Below are 21,782 nucleotides of genomic sequence, written 5' to 3' on the forward strand. Positions count from 1 at the left end.
TTCCCGGCACCTGAACGGCTGCTCCAATCGCGATCCCGACAGCCGTTCGTCCGGCTACTCGGACAGCATGTCGGCGATATCGGCCGGCTGGGTCACCTCGCCTGTCTCATTACCCCAGGCGTTGCGTTCGTAGGTGATGACGGCGGCGATCTCCACCGGATTCAGGGTGGTGCGGAAGGCCGGCATGGCGGTACCCGAGACACCATTGACGACGGTATCCAGATGGCGCTCCGGCTCGTCCAGCAGTGCCTGGTTGCCCGCCAGCGCCGGGAAGGCAGGCGGCAGGCCACTACCATCGGCCTGGTGACAGGATGCGCAGATGGAGCCGTAGACCTGCTCGCCACGCTCCATCAGTTCGTCCATGGACCACTCGCGATCCACCCCCTGGGCCTCCTGGGCAGCGGCGGCCTTGCGCTCGGCCAACCAGGTATCGAACTGCTCCTGCTCGACCGCCTCGACCACCACCGGCATGAAACCGTGATCCTTGCCGCAGAGTTCCGCGCACTGGCCGCGATAGATGCCGGGCTCGTTGATGCGCACCCAGTTTTCATTGACGAAGCCTGGCACCGCGTCCTGCTTGACCGCCAGTTCGGGCACCCACCATGAGTGGATGACGTCGTCGGCGGTCAGCAGCAGGCGCACCTTCTTGCCCACCGGCAGCACCAGTGGTTCATCGACTTCGAGTAGATAGTTTTCCCCCTTCTCGCTCTCGCCGGAGATCTGCTCGCGGGGGGTCGCAAGGTTGGAGGTAAAGTCGACATCCTCACCCAGGTAGCTGTAGTGCCAGCGCCATTGCTGGCCGGTCACCATCACATCCAGGTCGGCGTCGGAGGCGTCGTACATCTTCTTGAGCGTGGCGGTAGCCGGCACCGCCATGCCGACCAGGATGAGCAACGGCAGGGCCGTCCAGATCACCTCGACGGTGGTGTGCTCATGGAACTTGGCGGCCTTGGCGCCCTGGGAGTGACGATAGCGGAACAGCGAGTAGAACATGGCGCCGAAGACCACCACGCCAATGATCACGCAGATCCAGAAGATCGTCATGTGCAGCGAATACACCTCACGACTGACGTCCGTCACCCCGACCGGCATGTTCCAGTCGGACGCCTGGAGGTGCCCTCCGAGTCCTGCGAACAGCGTTCCCGCAGTCATCCACACATGCCGCATGCGCATCGATGCCTCCTGGAGCTCTTTGTTATCTTGTTCGCTCGCCAATGGCTCGAGTATAGAAGAGCCTGGTCACTGCCCCGCGTGTAGCGGGCCGAGCCGTCAACGCAAGACGCCACCCTGCCAACGGGTCACTCAACCCGCCGCCAGGGTGGCGATCACGATCAGAATCACGACAAACAGCACCCCCATGAGGATGCCTACGACGATAAAGCTGGACGCCTTGCCGGTGGTGAAGTCTTCCTGACGCCGGGACTCGCGTTGCACGCCGAAAAACGCGGCGAGTACCGACTTGATGGTCTTCCACATCTTGACCTCCGGCCCAATCCCTTCGCTTGACCATAGTTCAGCCGGAGACAATTTGCGTTGCGCATTAGACGAAGGTCAGAGTCCGAATATCGCCACAATCAGCGGCAGCAAAAAGGCGGTGATCAAGCCCGTCAGACCCATGGCAAGACCAGAGAAGGCGCCGGCCATGGCCCCCAGCTTGGCGAACGCCTGGGCCGTACCAAAGCCGTGGGCGGAGAGCCCCATGGTAAAGCCCTGGATCACCGGGTCCTTGATGCCGAGTAGACGAAAGATGAACGGCCCCAGCGCACAGCCGATGGAGCCGGTAATCAACACAAGCCCCGCCGCCAGCGACGGAATACCGCCTATCTTCTCCGCCACCCCCATGGCGATGGGCGACGTTACCGAGCGCGGCGCCAACGACAGCACGGTTTCTGGCGCCGCCCCGAACAACAGGGCAATACCAAGGGTCGAGGCAACCGCGGTCACGATACCCGCGCCGCAAGCTACCAACAGCGGCAGCAGTAGCTGACGCACCCGCTCGCGATGGTCATACAGCGGGATGGCCAGCGCCACCGTGGCTGGCCCCAGCAAAAAGTGGATGAACTGGGCGCCCTCGAAGTAGGTGGCGTAGTCGATCCCGGTGACCAGCAGGAAGGAAATGATCAAGGCAATACTCAGGGTCACCGCGTGAAGCAGCGGCGTGCCGCCCAGCCACTTGTTGATGCGCACCGCCAGGGCGAACGCCAACAGCGTGACCAGCAGCGACAACAGCGGATTGCCGGACAGATAGACCCACAGCTCATCGAGTTCGGCCACATCCATTACTGACCTCCCCGGCGAGCAGCCAGCCTTGCCATGACCCAGGCGGTGACCGCCAGGGTCAGGGCCGTGGACAGCACCAGCGTCGCCGCGATGGCGAGCCAGTCATCGGCGATCAGGCGGCCATGCACCATCAACCCGACACCCGCAGGCACGAACAACAGCGTCAGGTAGCGCAGCAGACCTTCCCCTGTCGTACGCAGGCTCTTCGGCACCTTGCCGCGAATCGACAGTCCGATCAGCAGAATCACCATTCCGATCACCGGCCCGGGTATCGGTAACGTCAGCCCCCGCGCGATCAACTCACCAGCGAACTGACACGCCAGCAGTAGACTCATTCCCAGAATCAGCGGCATTCCCTGGTCCTCCTCGTGTCCCATTGCCTACCAATAGTGTGTCAGAGCACGGACAAAGTGGGCAGCGCTGACGCCCGGGACTGGTCAATTTCCAACCAATTGAAATAAAAGCGCAAAAGGGGCTTTTCATTTTGAAATGAACGCGCTAGTATACGCCTCGTCTTCGGGGGACAGGCCAGACGGTCACACAACCCAAAGGCCAAGTCGGAGCGTGGCGCAGCTTGGTAGCGCGTTGCAATGGGGTTGCAAAGGTCGCAGGTTCGAATCCTGTCGCTCCGACCACTGAACATGCGAAAAACCGCCACTAACGGGTCATGCCGAGTGGCGTTTTTTCGTTTGACTGGTCCACTACAGCTCCATGAGCACCATTCACCCTGGTTGCCCTGCCACGCAGGTTTCTCAGCGCGTCTAATTTTGCTTGAAGCTTCGTTAATGCCTAATATGAGTTGGCAAACAACCAAAAAGGCCATTGAGCAGGGAACGACAAAATGCGAGCAGAACGACCAGCATACTTCGAGCGCGGGCACTTGCCGAGATTGATTCCGTCCGTAGCCGATACAAACCGCGAGGAAAGAGCACTCTCAATCTTTTTATCATCGTTGATGAGTGTTCACGAGTTCCGACAGGTGATGTTGCAGTCACTCGGCCTCCGAACTGGGAAACGAGCAACTCTCGAGGCGTGGGTCGAAGTCGTGTTCAAAAACACACCCGACAAAGATAAGTCCGACCCAAAACGACGCCCTGACGGCGCTTTGATAGTCCGCACTGGAAAGAAGGAATGGCGAGCACTCATTGAAGCCAAAATAGGAAACGATGAGGTCGGAGAAGAGCAACTCACCTCCTACATCAAAAAAGCCAAAGAACATAATTTTGACGCAGTAATCACAATCACCAACCAATTCACTGCAATACCTGACCACCACCCAGTCCCTCTTACCAAGAGAGTTACCAAAGGAATAGATCTTTATCATTGGTCATGGACCTACGCACTGACCCAAGCGGAGCTACTTTTACAAAGTGACGGGATCGAAGACACAGATCAGCACTACATACTCAGTGAAGTTGTTGAGTATTTTGATGACAAAAATAGCGGAAAGTCCGGATTTACCTCAATGAATAAAGAGTGGAAGGATCTTGTTCAAAAGTGCTTAAAGGGCTCAACATTAAATAAATCCTCGCCAGAGGTGGTAAACACGGTCTCGAGTTGGCATCAAGAACAGCGCGAGCTATGCCTCAAGCTCTGGACGCTTGTCAACCAACGAGCTGAAATAAAGCTGCCGAGAGCTCATAAAAACGATCCTAACAAGCGCCTTTCCGATGACTGCGAACAGCTGGCGAAAGAAAAAATTCTCACCACTTCGATTCAGATACCCAATGCAGCGTCAGTCCTTGAAGTTCGCGCAGACCTGACTCCACGGTATATCACATGTTCAATGAGAATTGATGCACCTAAGGACAAGGTCAGCAGCACTGCAAGGTTGAACTGGTTGCTTAGGCAGTTACCCAACAAACTTGATGATCACTTCTTCATAAAAGCTAATCGGCAAGGACGTGCTGCCGAATCCGAACAGCCAATCAACGCCTTAAGAGAAAACCCAAAACTAATAGAAGCCGATAACTCGAGCTCGGCACCAACCTCCTTCGACGTTTATTACCAACTTGATCTGGCTGGAAAGTTCCAAGGAAACCGAGTATTCATAGAACAACTTGAACAGGCCGTCCCATATTTCTACGATAATGTGGGACAACATTTGCGAGCATGGGTAGCGCCACCACCCAAAGTTCGAAAGAAGCAAGTCCAAGATCCAGAAGAGAAGGAAGCTCATCGTATCGATAAAAATGAAGAGAAAGAGCCTAGCTTAAGTGCCGACAGCGTAACTTTCTGACTATCCTGAGTCCATTAAATGCTGACAAACAACGCAACTTAATGGACTCTATTATCCCTTTTAGCCCACAGGATCACTCAGCGCCACAAGGGCAGTTCTTAAATGATCAGCGGTCAGGTGACCATAGTGATCAATAGTCGTCGCGATATCACGATGCCCCATTAACTTCATGACGGTCATCAAGTCGGCTCCAGACAGGATGAGCTGCGAGGCGAAGTTGTGACGAAGCGTGTAGAGATCTAGATCGGGGTCGAGACCACCGAGCTTCTTGATCAGCGGCCAAGGACGTCTGCCGAGAGCTCCAGCGGAGAGCCTGCGTCCTGTCCGCTGCGAAGGAAACACATAGCCAGTCTTGGGACGCCCGTTCTCCTGCCACCAGACTCGAAGCGCATCAACCAGCCGATCTGCCATCGGAAAGCTGCTCGGCCGTGTGCTGTGATGCGCTGTCTTCTCTATCACTTTGGTAATCGTGCCCAGATCGAGGTCCACGTTCTCCCAGCGAAGACCGTAGACATCGCCGGGGCGAAGGCCTGCGTAGTAAATGACAAGGATCGCGGGGACTACGTAATCGACGTAGGTGACATAATCCCAGTCCGGAAGATGTCGATTGGACTTCTTTTCTCTCGAGCGCCGCCGCATGTCCTTACGATCTCGCGTGTATCGCTCAAGCCCCCTGAACAGGCTCTCCACTTCCTCTTCCGTCAATGCGCGACGCGACTTAATGATATCAACACCGTGATCGTCTTGGGCCACGGGCTTTCTAAGCCGCACTCCCTTGATCGGATTTTGGTCGATGAACTGCTCCTCCACCGCCATGTTCAGCATCCCTTGCAAGACATCAAACGATCGCTTGATGGTCAGGAAGGCCAGCCCTTTCGACTCAAGCGCATGATGCCAGCGTGTCACGTCGCTCTTGGTGATCTCGGTCATGCGTTTGCGATACCACGACTTGAAGTGTCGATCGAGACGATCCAGATCCTCATTGCCTCGCTTCATGCGCTCCTTGTGTGGTCGGTAGACGGTGTCGAGGAAGGTCTCAATGATCGTAGCGTCTTCACGGCGCCACTGTTCCTCTCGCCGTTGCTGCGCCTCCTTGGCCGCTTGCTCGACGAGACGTGGCTCGACGCCCTGAGAGAGCCCAACAGCCATCTTCCTGGCGATGTCCCTGGCCTCGTCGACAGAGACGGTTGGATACCGGCCGATCTTTACCGTCGGTCGCCTGCCAGTTAGCTTAGAGCGATAGCGGAATGAGAAGGTCGTAACGTCGCGGTTGTAGAGCGTGCAAATGAAGCCGCTTATGGCGGTGTCGTAAATTGTGCGGATGCCTTTGTGCCGAGCGTGCTTGATCGCGGTCTCGGTAATCTTACGCTTGAGTGTGAAGTCGACCATGAGAGTGCGTCCTCCGATTGGCTGCCTAATCTCGGATGGACGCCTGAGCGAGTCACCCAAGACGGCTCAGCGAGCCGTCCGCAACTGTTCCAGGTGATGCTGACATTGCACAATTGGACCAGTATTAACGGCATTCGGCGTCCTGCAGCCAACTTACGACGAAAAAGTTAATAGGGGAAGATAATTGCAATATCAATATCTTATACGAAATAACTTCGTTCGGAGCCAATGCGCCTAAGGGAGCGCTAGCAGGATGGGGTTGCAAAGGTCGCAGGTTCGAATCCTGTCGCTCCGACCACTGAATTCAAGAATGACGGTCACCTTGCTCATCAGAGCGGTGGCCGTTTTTCGTCGTTTTCGCCCCCCCCCCCCCTTCTCATCGCATCGAGTTCACACGTGGGCACCGCCTGAACTGACCCCACTCCGCTTTTTACTCCGCTATCGACAGCACTACCTCCTGCACTATCCACTCGGCCCACTTGCTACTTTCACCCTTCTCGCTTTGTCCTCCTCGTGGCGTCGTTACATCGCGCTGTCTGGAGCCGATACCCCTGCGGGACCCAGGCTGCTACCGCGACCTGCGCTCAGTGCCTCTATACCGCCAGCCGCCGCATCGAACGGTCACCGTAAAGTGCTGGCGATCGGATACTACCAATGCTATATATTAGCCTGTTCTTATTCGACAAATGGTTGAATTCTCTGGCGTTTCATCCCCAACATCTGCCGGCCAGCGGATACAAGGCAGCAGACGGGGTAGACCTGCTCGTCTCGAGCAGCCGCCAGGGCGAGCAGGAATGGCCGGCAGGAAATCGACGCACAGCAGTGGCTGCGTCTCACGACACCAATCAGGAACTGACATGAACTACCGACTGATGTTTCAGCTTACGGACTCCCTGAACACCAAGTCCCTCGAGCCACTGTTGCTGAAACCCACGCCACTGGAAATGCCGGAGCACCAGATCGACTCCTTGCAGGAAGTTCCAGCTACCGATGATCTGATCGAGCTTCCCTTCACGGCGGAGGAAGGCGAAAAAACCAGCCTGGTCTTTGTGCAGGGCAGGGTTGTCTCAACCAAGAAGACCTTCACCATCTCTGATGGTGGTGAAAGCGCCAGGTGCCTGGTGACCTGCTTCATCGAACCCAATCGCGTGGTGCAACAGGGCACAGGCGAGCTGATTCTCGAACCCACCATCAACAACATCGATGAGATGCTCTGATCTGCGATGCAGCAGGCCGTCGGCAGCGCCTGCAGGATTACAGGTGCGCCGACGGCCTTTCTTCGACGCCCTGAAGGCGCGCAGCCAGGCGAGTCACCATCTCGTTGTAGTCCCTGCGAAGACCACCGGCACAACGTCGCCGACATCACCGGCAGGAAGATGTCGTCAGTGGTGCTCCGGCAGTTCCTGCAACACCAACCACGACCACCAGAGGACGCTTATGCCCAACAAGACCACTGCGGTCGTCCAGTGGATACGGCGTGAGGCTGGGCCGCTGCTGGTTGCCAGCATCTTCCCGCTGCTGCTGATCGTCTACTTTTTCAAGGAAGGTTTCTCGATCAAGGTGCTGGCGCTGTTTCTCGCCCTTCCGCTGGTGGTCTACCTGTCGCTGAGTGTCGCTATCTGGCTGTGGTTCGTGGTCAGAAATCGGGACTCTCGATAAGGACTCCGGGGCGCGCGGATCGCGGTGGCCAAGGTGCTTGGCGTACTCAACAGCCCTCTCTGTTCGAGACTATCCTTAACCAAGTGGATTGAAGCCTTGAAAGATCGAGGATTTGGCCTGAATGAGCTCTATGGACTGACCAAGGGTCGTATCGAGGCGGAGGCTGGCTGGGATGCTCCGCTGGAAGAGGACGTCATCGAAGCGTTGTTTGATGGAAATCATCCATGAAGCGCTACCTGCTCACTATCGATCTTTAGCTCTGGCCGACTGAACGGTTGCCCGCCGATGGCCTGATAAAGCGCTACGACCCGGCTCGCCGCTATATCGCCCCGGTCGATGAACTGTTGCCATCTCGGTAGTGCTCGGCAAAGCGCCGCCTGGCCGAGTCCGACACTTGCTCGCCCCCATCGAAACGCCGCTTCATCACAGACGAGGCCTACCTTGCGATGTTGGCCTATAGATGACGCCCGTCTACGACCAGACACTGTGGTCATCCGGTGATGGTGATCCCCGCCGCCGCATCCATTAGGCTATGCCGAGACGTCCCGACGATAGCGATGCGTGTTCTGCTTAAGCTAGCGCCGTCACCGCCTCGGGCTGCCACGCCTTCACGCAGTACAGAGAACTCGCCATGACCGATACCACCGCCGCCTCGGGCTTGATCGTCCTGCAGGGCAACCGTATGGAGGATCTGCGTGATCTGACCCTGAAGTGGCTGGGGCGACGCCCGCTGCATCCGCTGGCGCGCACCCTTTTTCTGGTGCAAAGCAACGGTATCGCCCAGTGGCTCAAGACCTCCATCGCCGAGCGCCAGGGCGAACCGGGCTACGGCGTCTGCCTCGGCACCGACGTTGCCCTGCCCGCGCGCTTTCAGTGGCAGGCCTACCGCGCGGTGATCGAGGCGGTGGAAGGCTCGGGGCAGGTGCCGACCACCTCCCCCTGGGACAAGAGTCGCCTGCGCTGGCACCTGATGAAGCTGCTGCCCGAAGCCCTGGACGACCCGCTGTTCGAGCCGCTGGCGCGCTACCTGCGCGAGGACGATGAGCAGCGCAAGCGTTACCAGCTGGCCGAGCGCCTGGCTGACCTGTTCGATCAGTACCAGGTCTATCGCGCCGACTGGCTCACCGCCTGGGAGGCCGGCAACGATGTGCTCACCCTGCCCGGTAACCGTGTCACAGAGGTCCCCGATGACCAGCGCTGGCAGCCGGCACTGTGGCGCAGGATCAGCGACGCCCTGCCTGCCGACCAGCGCCACAGTCACCGCGGCGCCGTGCACCAGCGCTTCAAGCGGGCCGCCGAGCAGCTGACCCGCGAGGTCGAACAGGGCGAGACGGCCTGCCCCCCGGAAATACCGCCGCGTATCGTGGTGTTCGGCATTTCGTCGCTGCCCCAGCAGACCCTGGAGGTGCTGGCCGCCCTGTCCAGCATCAGCGAGGTGGTGCTGTGTCTGCTCAACCCCTGCCAGTTCTACTGGGGCGAGATCATCGAGACCCAGGAGGTACTGCGCCGCCACGTGCGCCAGCGCCGTCGCCAGGGCATGCCGGCGGAGCTGCACCACTCGCTCGAGCAGCTGCATCTACACGCCCATCCGCTGCTGGCAGCATGGGGCAAGCAGGGCCGCGACTACCTGCAGCTACTCAGCGAACACGACCACACCGACGTGGAGGCGTTGAGCGCCCTGCTCGACGACTCGGTGGATCTGTTCCTGGCGCCGCCCACCGACACCCTGCTGGGCCAGCTGCAGGACGACATCCTCAACCTGCGCCCGCTGGCGGAGACCCAGGCCGAGTGGCCAGCGCTTGATCCCGAGCACGACCACTCGATCCGTTTTCACATCTGCCACAGCCCTCAGCGTGAACTGGAGGTCCTGCACGACCAGCTGCTCGAGGCCTTCGCCGAGGATGCGACTCTCGAACCCAGGGACGTGATGGTGATGGTGCCGGACATCAACGACTACGCGCCCTATATCGATGCGGTATTCGGCCAGTTCGCCCCGGGCGAGAAGCGCCACCTGCCCTACCACGTGGCCGACCAGCAGGAACGCCATCGCGAACCCATGCTGGTGGCACTGGAGACCCTGCTGTCGCTGCCGCGTCTGCGTTTTCGCGCCAGCGAGATCCTCGACCTGCTGGACATCCCGGCCATCCGCACACGCTTTGGCCTTGGCGAGGGGGACCTATCCACCCTGCAACGCTGGATTCGCGAGGCCAACGTACGCTGGGGCCTCGATGCCTCCCAGCGAGCCGAACTCGGCCTGCCGGAACACGACGAGCTGCACACCTGGCGCTTCGGCCTGGAGCGCATGCTGATGGGCTACTCCGTGGGCGAGGCCAGCGACGACGGCGAGGACTGGGGCGACATCGTGCCCTACGACGAAGTCGCCGGCCTCGACGCCACCCTGGTCGGTCCGCTGTACCGGCTGATCATGACCCTCGACGAGGTTCGTCAGAGCCTGATCGAACCGAAGACCGCCAGCCAATGGGACCATGTTCTGGGAACCATGCTGGAGCGTACCCTAGCCCCCGGCTCCAGTGCCGAAGAGGCCTTGCTCGGGCGCATCCAGGCGGCGCTCGAGACCTGGCACGAGGAGGTCGATTCGGCCGAGGTCGGCATCCGCCTGCCGCTGGCGGTGGTGCGCGAAAGCTGGCTGTCGCGCATCGACCAGCCCCAGCTGTCCCAGAGCTTCATGATGGGCCGCATCACCTTCGCCACCCTGATGCCCATGCGCGCAATCCCCTTCCGCTACGTCGTGCTGCTGGGCATGAGCGACGGCGCCTACCCGCGCCGCGCCGAGGCCATGGACTTCGACCTGATGGCTATGCGCGGACACTATCGCGCCGGCGACCGCTCCCGGCGTGACGACGACCGCTACCTGTTCCTCGAGGCACTGCTGTCAGCGCGGGACCGACTGACCATCAGCTGGTGCGGACGCAGCCCCCAGGATAACGGCGAGAAGCCGCCCAGCGTGCTGGTCGGGCAGCTGCGCGACCACCTCGGCAAGGGCTGGCGCCTTCCCGACCAACCGCCCCACGATGAGCGCTCGCTGGCCGAAGAGCAGCAGATGATCGAGGCCCTGCTCACCGCCCTGACCACCGAGCACCCGCTGCAACCCTTCGGCGCCGGCTACTTCCTGGCGGACTCGCCGCTTTATACCTATGCAGACGAGTGGCAGACCCTGCACCAGCGTGATTCACGTCACCCGGACCCCATGGCGGCCACCTCAGCCGATGAGGCGCTGCCATCCTGGCGCCCCGAGGGCGCCATCGGCCTGTCGCAGCTTTCTGGCCTGCTGCGCGATCCCGTCAGCGCCCTGTTCCAGCAGCGCCTGTCCACCAGCATGCGCGACGAACAGACGCTGAGTGACGACGACGAACCCTTCGCCTTCGCCGGCCTTGCCAGATGGCAGCAGCGCGAGGCCCTGGTGCAGCCGCTTGGCCAGCGTCTGGCCCACGACCGCGCCTGCGACCCCGCCCTTTTGATCGAACGCCAGGTCCAGCGCCAGCAACGCGCCGGCCACTACCCGCCGCCACCGGTGGGCCCGGTGATCCGCCGCCAGTTGCTGGAGCGAATCCCCGACGCTCTCGACCACTACCGCGAGCTGCTCGAGCGCTACCCGCGCTCGCTGCAGCGGGCACCGCAGCTTCGCCACGACAGTCGCCTTCCCTTGCCCGACTCGAGTGAGACCCTGGTACTGGACGACGCCCTGTCCCACCTGCACGCGACCGACTCAGCCCCCTCCTCCGTGGCCAGCGACGAGGGCGATGCGGGCGCAAGTGAGGTCGCCCGCATCGTGCTGTTGACCAGCCAGATCCACCAGGGCGAGCATTTTCACTGGAGCCAGATCCTGCGTCACTGGCCGGCGCACCTGGCGCTGCAATGCCTCTACCCGAATTCGCCGAGCCATCTGGTATCACCCAGCGGCGTGCTGGAGATCCCCGGCATGCCCCGCGAACAGGCCACAAGGCGCCTGGATGCGCTGATGCGGCGTTGGCTTGCCGCCATGCAGGGCGCCACGCCTTGCCACCCCGACATCGCCTTTGCTCTGCTCGAGGAATACCCCGTGGCAGAGGATGCAGCCTGGCCACCGGCAGACGCCCATACGTCAGCCACACTGCGCAAGGCCTGGGAGCAGGCCTGGGAAAAACTGCCGGAGCGAAGCCCGCTGCTGCTGCGTGAATTTCCAAGCCTGGATGACTTGATCGGCGCCGAGGGCTTTGCCGAGGCCTGTCGCGAGCTCTACGCCGACCTGCATGGCTGGATCAGCAGCGCTCGCAAGGGCTCTGACAAGGGCTCTGACAAGGGCTCTGACAAGGGCTCTGACAAGGGCTCTGACAAGGCATCGGGCAAGAGTAACGCCACCACCGGGAAGGAATCCGTATGAGCCTGCCGTCCGACCTTTTTTCCACCGACGACCAGCCGCCCTCCCCGGACAACGCCGGCCAGACACCGCTGCCATTGGCGCTTCCGCTGCAGGGCAGTCAGTTGATCGAGGCCAGCGCCGGCACCGGCAAGACCTTCACCATCGCGCTGCTCTACGTGCGTCTGGTGCTGGGCCACGGCCAGCCGGACAACCCGGCCAGCAGACGCGACAATGGCTTCAGTCAGCCGCTGGTGCCGCCGGATATCCTGGTGGTGACCTTTACCGAGGCCGCAAGCCAGGAGCTGCGCGATCGTATCCGGGCGCGCCTGGTCCAGGCCGCCGAGGCCTTTCGCGCCGGCGACAGGGACGACGGCTCGACCACGGCCCCGGACGACGGCCTCGCCGAACGCGACCCGCTGCTGGCCGCGCTGCGCGACGACTTCGAGCGCGACGCCTGGCCCGCCTGCGCCCGGCGACTGATGCTTGCCGCCGAATGGATGGACGACGCCGCCATCTCGACCATCCACAGCTGGTGTCAGCGAATGCTCAAGGAGCACGCCTTCGACAGCGGCAAGCTGTTTCGCCAGGAGGTGGTCAAGGATCTCGGCGAGATGACCCAGGAGGCGGTTACCGACTACTGGCGCACCCGCGTCTACCCCCTCGACGAGCCCCTGGCCGCGTCCATGGTCGAGCTGTTCGGCTCGCCCCAGGGGCTGAACAAGTCGCTGCGCAACCTGCTCGGCCGCGAGGACGCCAGCCTGGTCTTCTGCGGCGAGCCGTTGGCCGCTGGCGATTTCGGCGCCCACCTTTCCCAGTTCAGCGACGCCCGAGGGAGCGCCGACAGGCTGGAAGACGCCGCCCGCCGCGCCTACCTGGATGAGAAGGAGGCGGTGCACGACTGCCTGCGCACGCTGCGCCCGGCGATGCACGGCGGCAGCTTTCGCGGCAAGGATGACGACGACACCTTCGACGGCTGGCTGGAACAGCTCGGCGACTGGGCAACCGGCAAGCGCACCCTTGCCGAGGCGAGCTTCGTGCAGAAACTCGCTCGCTCCAAGCTGCGGGTAAAAAAGGGCACCGAGGTGCCCGAGCTTGGGCTGTTCGAGGCCCTGGAGGCGTGTCGTCACAACGACGAGCAGGTCGAGACCCTGCAGCGCGAGCTCTACCCCCAGGTGCTGGCGGATGCCCGCGACTGGGTCAGCCGGCGGCTGTCCGAGCAGCTCGAGGCCAACGCCCAGATGGGCTTCAACGACATGATCACCGGACTGGCCGGCGCCCTGGACGGCGACGGCGGCGAGACCCTGGCACGGCGCATTCGCCAGCAGTTCCCGGTGGCCATGATCGACGAGTTCCAGGACACCGATCCGGCCCAGTACCGCATCTTCGAGCGGGTCTATCGTATCGGCGATGCGCCCACCGCTGAGCCAGACGCCCAGCACGACCTGGATGGGCCAGGCGCTCCTGACCATGACGCCACGGCGCTGATCCTGATCGGCGACCCCAAGCAGGCGATCTACGGCTTTCGCGGCGGCGACATCTACACCTACCTGGGCGCCCGTCACGCCACCCGCGGGCACCACCACAGCCTCGACACCAACTTCCGCTCGAGCGAGGCCGCCGTGGCGGCGGTCAACCGGCTGTTCGCATTCGCCGAGCAGCGCCACCCCCGCGCGGCCTTCCGCTTCGCCGCCGACGACCACAATCCATTGCCCTTTCAATCCGTCGGCGCCAACGGTCGCAAGGAGACCCTGTGCCTGGATGGTAAGCCCGCCGCCGCGCTGACCGGCTGGCTGATCGCCGACGGCAACCAGGACAACGGCTGTCTCAACAAGGAAGGCTACCTGCGCGAGGCCTCCCGCCACTGCGCCGACCGCATTGCCGACTGGCTCAATCAGGCGAGTCCTGGCGAGGGCGTCCCAAGCGCCGGTTTCGCCACCTCAAGAGACGCCGGTGACGGCAATCTCACACCGCTGAAGGCCGGCGATATCGCCATCCTGGTGCGCGATCGCAGCGAGGCCAGCGCCATCCGCAACGCCTTGAGCGAGCGCGGCCTGGCCAGCGTCTACCTGTCGGATCGTGACAGCGTCTTCGCCACCGCCGAGGCCCGCGACCTGCATCACTGGCTCAAGGCCATGGCCAACCCGGAGTCGGTGTCGACCCTGCGCACGGCCCTGGCCACCGCCACCCTGGGCCTGGGACTGGCCGAGCTCGACCGGCTGCAACGCGACGAGACCGCCTGGGAGCGGGTACAGGAGCGCTTTCTTGGCTACCGCCTGCGCTGGCAGCGTAGGGGCGTGCTGCCGGCGCTGCGCCAGCTGCTGCACGACTACCGGATCCCCGAGCGACTGCTCGGCGCCCACCAGGGCCAGCGTCGCCTGACCAACCTGTTGCATCTGGCCGAGTGGGCCCAGCAGGCCAGCGACACCCTGGACGGCGACCACGCCCTGATTCGCGTGCTCGCCGAACACCTCGACGACCCCGGCCACGACGAGCAGATCCTGCGCCTGGAAAGCGACGCCGACCTGATTCAGGTGGTGACCATCTTCAAGTCCAAGGGGCTCGAGTATCCGCTGGTGTGCCTGCCGTTCCTGTGCACCTACAAGGAGATCAGCGGCCAGTCCGGCACGCCCCTGTACCACGTCGACGACCAGCCGCTGCTCGAACTGGCGGCCAAGAAGGAGATGGCCAAGGAGGGCTTTGAGCTTGCCGACGACGAACGGCTATCCGAGGAGGTACGGCTTCTGTACGTCGCCTTGACCCGAGCGCGCCACGCCACCTTCGTTGGCCTTGCCCCCCTCAAGCTCGGCAACGCCAGGAGCGCCACCCTGCACAAGTCAGCGCTGGGCTATCTGCTGGCCGGCGGCGAGGCGATCCCTGACCTGACAAACCTGCGCGAGCGCTGGGAGACCATGAGCGGTGGCTTCGACGCCATCGCCCTGGACGCCATCGACGCCAGCAGTGATAGCCCCCAGATCCAGTACCACCCGGTCACCACCGAGCTCGCCACCAAGGGCGCGCGCACGCCCAGCCACAGCCCCTTTGCCCCCTGGTGGATCGCGAGTTACTCCTCGCTGGCCCAGAAGGGAGCCACCGCCCCCGAGACACCCGAGGCCGAAGTGCTCGAGGAAGAGCATCTGGACGCCCGCCTGGTGCCCGCGGCGCGAGAAGCCGGCGCCCCCGAGCCCGGCACCCTGCACGCTTTCCCGCGGGGCCCTGGCCCTGGCACCTTCCTGCACGGCGTGCTGGAAGCGCTGGCCGAGCACGGCTTTGACAGCGCGCTTGACGATGCAGGCCTGCTTGCCCGCCTGGCCCAACGCTGCCGTCGCCGTGGCTGGGAAGCACACACTCAGGCGCTGACCGACGGCATCCGTCGCTGGCTGACCACGCCCTTGACCTCGACCACACAAGAGCGCCCCGACGACGAGGATGCCGACGATGGACCGGTGCTGGCGAGCCTTGAGCGCTACCGCGCCGAGCCCGACTTCTGGTTCGCCACCCATGACGCCATCACCCCGGCCATGGACAAGCTCACCCGCCAGCATCTGTTTCCCGGCGAGCCCAGGCCCCAACTGGGCTATCAGCGCCTCAACGGCCTGCTCAAGGGCTTTATCGACTTGTTGGCCGAGCACCAGGGGCGCTTCTATATCATCGACTGGAAGTCCAACTGGCTGGGCCCCGACGATGACGCCTACCATCAGGACGCCATGCGCGCCGCCATGCTCGACAAGCGCTACGACATGCAGCTCGCGCTCTACCTGGTGGCACTGCATCGCCACCTGCGCCAGAGCCTGCCGGACTACGACTATGACCGCCACGTTGGAGGGGCCATGCTGGTCTTTCTGCGCGGTATTACCGCGCCCTCGCGCGGCGTCGCCGCGATCAAGCCGCCCCGAGCCTTTATCGAGGCACTCGACGATATCCTGGCGGGACAGGCGGGCCACGCCGCGAGAGCAACCCACGAAAGCGCCACCGGCCATGACAATGACACCAGCGGGGAGGCAATGGCATGAGCGAGGCTAACCCTGAGGTACACCGCGAGGGGAACGGCGAGACACCGGGCGATTCAGCCTCGACCGCCCTGCCGTCCTCGCCCTTTGCCACCCCGGAGCAGGCACTGGCCGACCCCGAGGCGCTGCTGTCGCTGCTGTTTGCCTGGGCCGAGTACGGCTGGATCCGTGATCTGGACGCGGCGCTGCCCCACCGCCTGGCGAGCCTCGCGCCGGACGGCGACGCCAGCTGCCTGCTGGCGGCCATGCTGGTCAGCCACCAGGCCGGCCAGGGGCATCTGCTGCTGGACCTGAATCAGGCCCGCCGCCAGCCCGAGACACTGATCGCCGTCGCTCGCGACGTGGCACGTGACGACGCCGCCCCGCCCCCGCCGGAGGCCCTGCTCGGCCGTCTCGGCGACGACTGGGTAAACCGGCTTCAGCGCTGGTCGGCGGTGGCGCAAGGCCCAGGCGCCAGTCCCCTGGTTCTCGAGGCAGAGCGCCTCTATCTACGCCGCTACTGGCGCAACGAACAGCGGGTCGCCAGCGCCATTGCCGCGCGGCTGTCAACGCCCGGCACTTCAACCAAGGATCATCCAACCGCCGACGGTGACGCCGCCCGCCTGCGTCCGGTGCTGGATACGCTGTTTCCCCCGTCCGATCCGCGTGCCGACCAGGCCGCCTCCCAGAAGCTCGCCTGTGCGCTGGGCGCACGCGCGCCCTTCGCGGTGATCACCGGCGGCCCAGGCACCGGCAAGACCACCACCGTCATCCGCCTGCTGGCGCTGTTGCAGACCCAGGCCATCGCTGAGCGGGGCGCCCCCCTGGCGATACGCCTGGCCGCCCCCACCGGCAAGGCGGCGGCGAGACTCAGCGAATCCATTCGCGACCAGATCGCCGCCCTCGACGAACTGCCGCTGCCGGACGCCGCCCAGGTGCGCGCCTCGATTCCCCACGAGGTGTCGACCCTGCACCGGCTGCTCGGCGCCCGACCCGATACCCGTCACTTCCATCATCATCGCCTCAACCCCCTGCCGCTGGACATGGTGGCGGTGGACGAGGCGTCGATGGTCGACATCGACATGATGGCGGCACTGCTCGACGCCCTGCCACTCCATGCACACCTGGTGCTGCTCGGCGACAAGGACCAGCTCGCCTCGGTGGAGGCCGGGGCGGTCCTCGGCAACCTGTGCGCCCGGGCCGAACAGGGTCACTATCGCAACGATGTCAGCGACTGGCTCGAAGCGGCTACCGGGCTGTCGTTGCCCGAGGTCCTGCACGACGGCGACGGCCGGGCGCTGGATCAATCCGTCGCCATGCTGCGCCACTCCTTTCGCTTCGATGACGCCAGCGGTATCGGCCAGCTCGCCCGCGCCATCAACGCAGGCGACAGCCGGCGGGCGCTCGCGGTGCTGGACGACACCGCCTTTCCCCAGGCGCAGCGCCAGGCCCTGCCCCGCGCCAACGAGCGGCGCCTGATGACCCTGGCGCTGGATGGCCGAGGCCAGGACGCGGCCTGGGGCTATCGCTTCTATCTGGGTGCCATCAGCCCGCGTCCCGACACCCCGGAAGCTGGCGCACTCGAGCAAAGCGGCCTGCTGCGGCCACGCCCGTCGCTGTCATCCGAGCGAGCCCAGTGGGACCGCTGGGCCTCTGCCATCCTCGAGGCCCACGCCCAGTTCCAGTTGCTGACGCCGCTGCGCGCCGGCCACTACGGGGTCGAATCGCTCAATCAGCGCATCGAGCAGGCGCTGGCGCGGGCCGGACTGATCGACAAGCCGGATCACAGCACCCACTGGTACGAAGGCCGCCCGGTGCTGGTCACCGGCAACGACTACGCGCTCAAGCTGATGAACGGAGATATCGGCATTGCCCTCAAGGTGCCGGTGGAGTTCGCCAACCCCGAGGCCGGTACCACCCTGCGCGTGGCCTTTCCTGCCGGTGACGGCCAGGGCGGCATCCGCTGGGTGCTGCCCAGCCGGCTGCAGCGGGTCGAGACGGTATTCGCGATGACGGTGCACAAGTCCCAGGGCTCGGAGTTCGTCCATACCGCCCTGGTGATGCCGGACACCCTGTCGCCGATCCTGACCCGCGAACTGGTCTACACCGCCGTCACCCGCGCCAAGAAGACCTTCACCCTGCTCAGCGCAAGCGACGTGGTGCTGGCCAAGGCCATCGAACGACGGATTGCGCGTCAGAGTCGGCTGTTTCAGTCGCCCGAAACATAGGCCCTGCAAAATCGCCCGGCATATTGTTCCGGTTCAGTAGCCCGGCGCATTTATCCGGTTCAGCAGCCCGGAGATGCTGCCCATCGACAGAAAGCCGCATCCTCACAGCGCCAACGACGCTTTGGCACAAGGCGAAGTGGGGATGCGACCAACGCCAGGACGCTCTAGGCTGGTGGAGAATGGAGTGTCACACGCATCCAAGGAGGACTCATGCCCGCCACCCGCACGACCTCGCCCGCCCTGGAGCGGGCTCATCTGGTGTGGGACCTGTTCATCATCGCGCTGGTGATCGCCAACCTGGCGCTGTTGCTGTTCGACAGCCTGTTTCTGCTGCCACCGCTCAACGCCGCCTTCGAGGCGGCGGCCCCCGGCCTTCACGGCGCCTACGACCGGCATATCCATGCCAACTTCTTCAGCATCGACCTGGCCTTCGTCGCCGTCTTCCTGTTCGACGTACTGCTTGGCTGGGCCGTCGCCATCTACCAACGGCGCTACCACCGCTGGTTCTTCTACCCCTTCGTGCACTGGTACGACGTGCTGGGGTGTATTCCCCTCGCCGGCTTCCGCCTGCTGCGTATCCTGCGTGTGATCTCGCTGCTGCACCGCCTGCACCGCCTGGGACTGATCGACGTGCGTCGCTGGTATCTCTACTCGGTTGTCGCCAAGTACGCCGATATCCTGATGGAGGAACTCACCGATCGTATCGCCATCCGCCTGCTCGACAACGTCCAGGAGGAACTCACCAGCGGCGACGGCCTGGCCTCACCGGCCATCGAGAAGATCGTCACGCCGCGCAAGGAAGCCCTGGTGCGGGAAGTCAGCCAACGCCTCGAGACCATGGTCGGCGACATCGCCCACCACAACCGTTTCGCGACGCTGGCCTACGTGCGCGGCCTGGTCGCCCGCACCCTGGCCGAAACGCCGGAGCTTCAGCGACTCAAGCGCCTGCCCATGGGCTCCCAGCTCACCCAGGGCCTGGAGTCATCGATGTCCGACCTCGCCTGCCACCTGGTCGATGAAGCCCTGAACGGTCTCAAGTCCAGGGAGTTCTCCTCGCTGGTCGAACATATGGCCGACAGCGGCTTCGACGCCTGGCTGCGTACCGACCCCGAGACCGAACAGATCACCGAACAGGTGCTGGTCGACATGCTGGAGCTGCTCAAGGAACGTATCGCGGTCAAGCGCTGGCACGACAAGTACGCGTGAAGGGAGCGGGCCACGGGGGGAGCCCTGTGGCCCACAGGGCATTCAGGTCTCGCATATTCTTTGCGATGGATCTGCGGTCGCTAAGCTAGACGGCACAACCACGGCTAATGCTGTGGAATGCGATGGTGGCACAATCGATGACTGCACGGAGGGAGACGCCTGCGAACGGGGAGAGACACGTGGCCATTACTGAAAATGACGTCCGCCAGGCAGAGGCCCGCATGGCCTGTGCACGCGGTCACGCCCACGTTGTTTCCGCGCGATACGACAGTCGCACCCATCGCGTCACCATGCACCTGAACTCAGGGCTTGAGCTCGCGATCCCGCCGCACCTCGTGGAAGGTCTCACCGACGCCACGCCAGAAGCCCTGAACGACATAGAGGTTTCTCCCACCGGGCTTGGCCTTCATTGGCCCCAACTCGATGCTGACCTCTACGTCCCCGCCCTCCTGCAAGGCCAGTTTGGCTCCACCCTCCTAAGCTAAAGGATCGCTCGCCGACAGGGCTCTGCCTGTGGCCCAGGTCTTAGCCAAACCAACTTTGCCCCCTACCCTCCTGTGCTGGCGCAGCCATGCACCTCCTGATACTGTATATCCAAACAGTATATGCGATTCAGGAGGCCCCCATGCGCGACGACCATTCCCTTGTTCGGCGAACCCTTTCGTGTAGCGCCTATGGCAACGACGGGAGCCTGTGCCATGAGTCTTGAGGTGGAGGTGCTGGGTCAGGTCGATCCCCACGCGCCCGCAACCGCCTTGCCACTGGCGGCGGCCGCGGTGCGCGCGGGCTTTCCGTCACCGGCCGATGACTACCTGGAGGGACAGCTCGATCTGGTGGCGCATCTGGTGCCCCACCCCAGTGCCACCTTTTATCTACGCGCCAAGGGCGAGTCGATGAAGGGCCTCGGCATCTTCGACGGGGATCTGCTGATCGTGGATCGCTCGCTGGAGCCGCGCAGCGGCTCGGTGCTGATCGCCAGCGTCGATGGAGAGCTGACCTGCAAGCAACTTGGCTATATCGGCAATCGCCCCTACCTGCTGGCGGCCAACGAGGCCTTCGCGCCGATTCCGCTCAACGGTCGCGACTGCGACCTGTGGGGCGTGGTCACCCACAATATCCACGCCCTGGCAGCGGGAGTCGCGCGGTGATCGCGCTGGTCGACTGCAACAACTTCTACGTCAGCTGCGAGCGGGTCTTCGATCCTTCACTGCGCGGCAAGCCGGTGGGGGTGCTGTCCAACAACGACGGCTGCGTCATCGCCCGCAGCCAGGAGATCAAGGACCTCGGCGTTGCCATGGGCATGCCTGCCTTCAAGATCGATGGCGCGCTGCGCAGGCAGTGCATCCTGCTGTCGAGCAACTATGCGCTCTACGGCGACATGTCACGTCGGGTAGTCGATACGCTGCGGGAGTTTGCTCCCGCCGTCGAGGTATACAGCATCGACGAGTGCTTTCTCGACCTGGCGGGCATGGCGCCCGCCGGGCTGGACGCCCACTGCCGGCGCTTGCGACATACGGTGATGCGCCACACCGGCATTCCCGTCGGCGTCGGCGTGGCGACCAGCCGAACCCTGGCAAAGATCGCCAACCACCAGGCCAAGAAGGATCCCCGCGCAGACGGCGTCCACGTACTCGAGGCCGATTCGGCGGCAACCCGGGCGCTGCTGCAACGCCTGCCGGTCACCGAGGTCTGGGGCGTTGCCGGGCGCACCGCCGCCCGGCTTGGGCAGCTCGGCATCGAGTCCGCCTGGCAGCTACGTGAAGCCGACCCCAAGCATATTCGCCGCCATTTCAGCGTGGTGCTGGAACGCACGGTACGCGAGCTTCGCGGCGAATCCTGCATCCGCCTCGACGACGTCGGCGCCCCGCGCGAACGGATCATGACCAGCCGCTCCTTTGGTCGGCCCACCGACGATATCGCGCAGTTGCGCCAGGCAGTGCGCGCCCACGCCGGCCGCGGTGCTGAAAAGCTGCGTGGTCAGGGCAGCGTGGCGCGGGCGCTGCTGGTGTTTCTGAAGACCAACAAGCATCGTCAGGATCTGCCCCAGCACCATCCTTCGCTGGTGGTTCCGCTGGAGCGTCCCAGCGACGACAGCCTCGAGATCGTGGCAACCGCGACCCGGGCGCTTGCGCGTATCTATCGCCCAGGACACCAGTACATGAAGGCCGGCGTGATGCTGCTCGACCTCGCCGACAAGACAAGCCTGCAGCAGGATCTGTTTGCCGTCGACGACGCCAGACAAGCGCGCAATCAACGCCTGATGGACACCCTGGACGCGATCAACCGGAAGCACGGTCGCGGCGCCTTGAGCCTTGGCAAGACCAGCGTGGACGCGGCCTGGCAGCTCAAGTGCGAACACCGCACCTCAGGCTACACCACCCGCTGGGATGAACTGCCGATCGCCAGGCTATAGCCACACACGATAGCGTCACGCC

General features: G+C 63.4%; 16 protein-coding genes and 1 tRNA gene. 12 read left to right on the forward strand and 5 right to left on the reverse strand.

What is annotated here, in order from left to right:
* Window positions 1–54 precede the first annotated feature (54 nt).
* The 4 genes from coxB to NFH97_RS20065 all read right to left on the reverse strand — a co-directional run bounded on the left by coxB (window position 55) and on the right by NFH97_RS20065 (window position 2,633).
* Entirely contained in the window at window positions 55–1,173 is a 1,119-nt protein-coding gene (gene coxB, locus NFH97_RS20050) for a cytochrome c oxidase subunit II (RefSeq protein ID WP_124804713.1), read from the reverse strand.
* 129 nt (window positions 1,174–1,302) lie between these two features.
* Window positions 1,303–1,476: a DUF2970 domain-containing protein gene (locus NFH97_RS20055; protein WP_083970217.1), complete on the reverse strand. Its 174-nt coding sequence runs from the start codon at window positions 1,474–1,476 to the stop codon at window positions 1,303–1,305.
* A 75-nt stretch (window positions 1,477–1,551) separates the two neighbouring features.
* A complete protein-coding gene (locus NFH97_RS20060; RefSeq protein ID WP_045991506.1) occupies window positions 1,552–2,280 on the reverse strand; it encodes an LrgB family protein in 729 nt (242 codons plus the stop codon).
* Window positions 2,280–2,633, reverse strand: a complete 354-nt coding sequence (locus NFH97_RS20065; RefSeq protein WP_045991507.1) for a CidA/LrgA family protein — start codon at window positions 2,631–2,633, stop codon at window positions 2,280–2,282. The genes NFH97_RS20060 and NFH97_RS20065 overlap by 1 nt, the downstream gene beginning before the upstream one ends.
* A gap of 205 nt (window positions 2,634–2,838) precedes the next feature.
* Between NFH97_RS20065 and NFH97_RS20070 the strand changes: the two genes are divergently transcribed.
* Window positions 2,839–2,915: transfer RNA gene (locus NFH97_RS20070), tRNA-Pro, on the forward strand.
* Between the two features lie 206 nt (window positions 2,916–3,121).
* A complete protein-coding gene (locus NFH97_RS20075) occupies window positions 3,122–4,519 on the forward strand; it encodes a hypothetical protein (protein ID WP_349625431.1) in 1,398 nt (465 codons plus the stop codon).
* 60 nt (window positions 4,520–4,579) lie between these two features.
* Here NFH97_RS20075 and NFH97_RS20080 read toward each other — a convergent pair whose 3' ends face one another.
* On the reverse strand, window positions 4,580–5,908 hold the full coding sequence (locus tag NFH97_RS20080) for a tyrosine-type recombinase/integrase (protein WP_349625432.1): 1,329 nt from the start codon (window positions 5,906–5,908) through the stop codon (window positions 4,580–4,582).
* Between the two features lie 857 nt (window positions 5,909–6,765).
* Between NFH97_RS20080 and NFH97_RS20085 the strand changes: the two genes are divergently transcribed.
* From NFH97_RS20085 to NFH97_RS20130, 10 genes are all read left to right on the forward strand, one after another.
* Window positions 6,766–7,125, forward strand: coding sequence for a hypothetical protein (locus tag NFH97_RS20085; RefSeq protein WP_349625433.1), 360 nt, complete (start codon window positions 6,766–6,768; stop codon window positions 7,123–7,125).
* 220 nt (window positions 7,126–7,345) lie between these two features.
* Window positions 7,346–7,567, forward strand: a complete 222-nt coding sequence (locus NFH97_RS20090; protein WP_045991614.1) for a hypothetical protein — start codon at window positions 7,346–7,348, stop codon at window positions 7,565–7,567.
* A gap of 24 nt (window positions 7,568–7,591) precedes the next feature.
* The gene (locus tag NFH97_RS20095) at window positions 7,592–7,795 is read left to right on the forward strand and encodes a hypothetical protein (protein ID WP_349625434.1); all 204 of its coding nucleotides are present in this window, start codon (window positions 7,592–7,594) and stop codon (window positions 7,793–7,795) included.
* A 403-nt stretch (window positions 7,796–8,198) separates the two neighbouring features.
* Entirely contained in the window at window positions 8,199–11,948 is a 3,750-nt protein-coding gene (recC, locus tag NFH97_RS20100; RefSeq protein WP_349625435.1) for an exodeoxyribonuclease V subunit gamma, read from the forward strand.
* The gene (gene recB / locus NFH97_RS20105; RefSeq protein ID WP_349625436.1) at window positions 11,945–15,937 is read left to right on the forward strand and encodes an exodeoxyribonuclease V subunit beta; all 3,993 of its coding nucleotides are present in this window, start codon (window positions 11,945–11,947) and stop codon (window positions 15,935–15,937) included. The genes recC and recB overlap by 4 nt, the downstream gene beginning before the upstream one ends.
* Window positions 15,934–18,141, forward strand: coding sequence for an exodeoxyribonuclease V subunit alpha (gene recD, locus NFH97_RS20110; protein ID WP_349625437.1), 2,208 nt, complete (start codon window positions 15,934–15,936; stop codon window positions 18,139–18,141). The genes recB and recD overlap by 4 nt, the downstream gene beginning before the upstream one ends.
* A gap of 210 nt (window positions 18,142–18,351) precedes the next feature.
* Window positions 18,352–19,347, forward strand: coding sequence for an ion transporter (locus tag NFH97_RS20115; RefSeq protein WP_348816034.1), 996 nt, complete (start codon window positions 18,352–18,354; stop codon window positions 19,345–19,347).
* Window positions 19,348–19,637: 290 nt separating this feature from the next.
* Window positions 19,638–19,832 carry a DUF2442 domain-containing protein gene (locus tag NFH97_RS20120; protein ID WP_349625518.1) on the forward strand — a complete coding sequence of 65 codons (195 nt, stop codon included), beginning with the start codon at window positions 19,638–19,640 and terminating at the stop codon, window positions 19,830–19,832.
* A gap of 213 nt (window positions 19,833–20,045) precedes the next feature.
* Complete coding sequence (locus NFH97_RS20125; RefSeq protein WP_349625438.1) at window positions 20,046–20,495, forward strand: LexA family protein; 450 nt, start codon at window positions 20,046–20,048, stop codon at window positions 20,493–20,495.
* The gene (locus NFH97_RS20130; protein WP_349625439.1) at window positions 20,492–21,760 is read left to right on the forward strand and encodes a Y-family DNA polymerase; all 1,269 of its coding nucleotides are present in this window, start codon (window positions 20,492–20,494) and stop codon (window positions 21,758–21,760) included. Before NFH97_RS20125 ends, NFH97_RS20130 begins: the two co-directional genes overlap by 4 nt.
* The last annotated feature ends 22 nt before the right edge of the window (window positions 21,761–21,782 follow it).

It is taken from the genome of Halomonas sp. SCS19 (assembly GCF_040147015.1).
Lineage (GTDB): Bacteria > Pseudomonadota > Gammaproteobacteria > Pseudomonadales > Halomonadaceae > Halomonas > Halomonas litopenaei.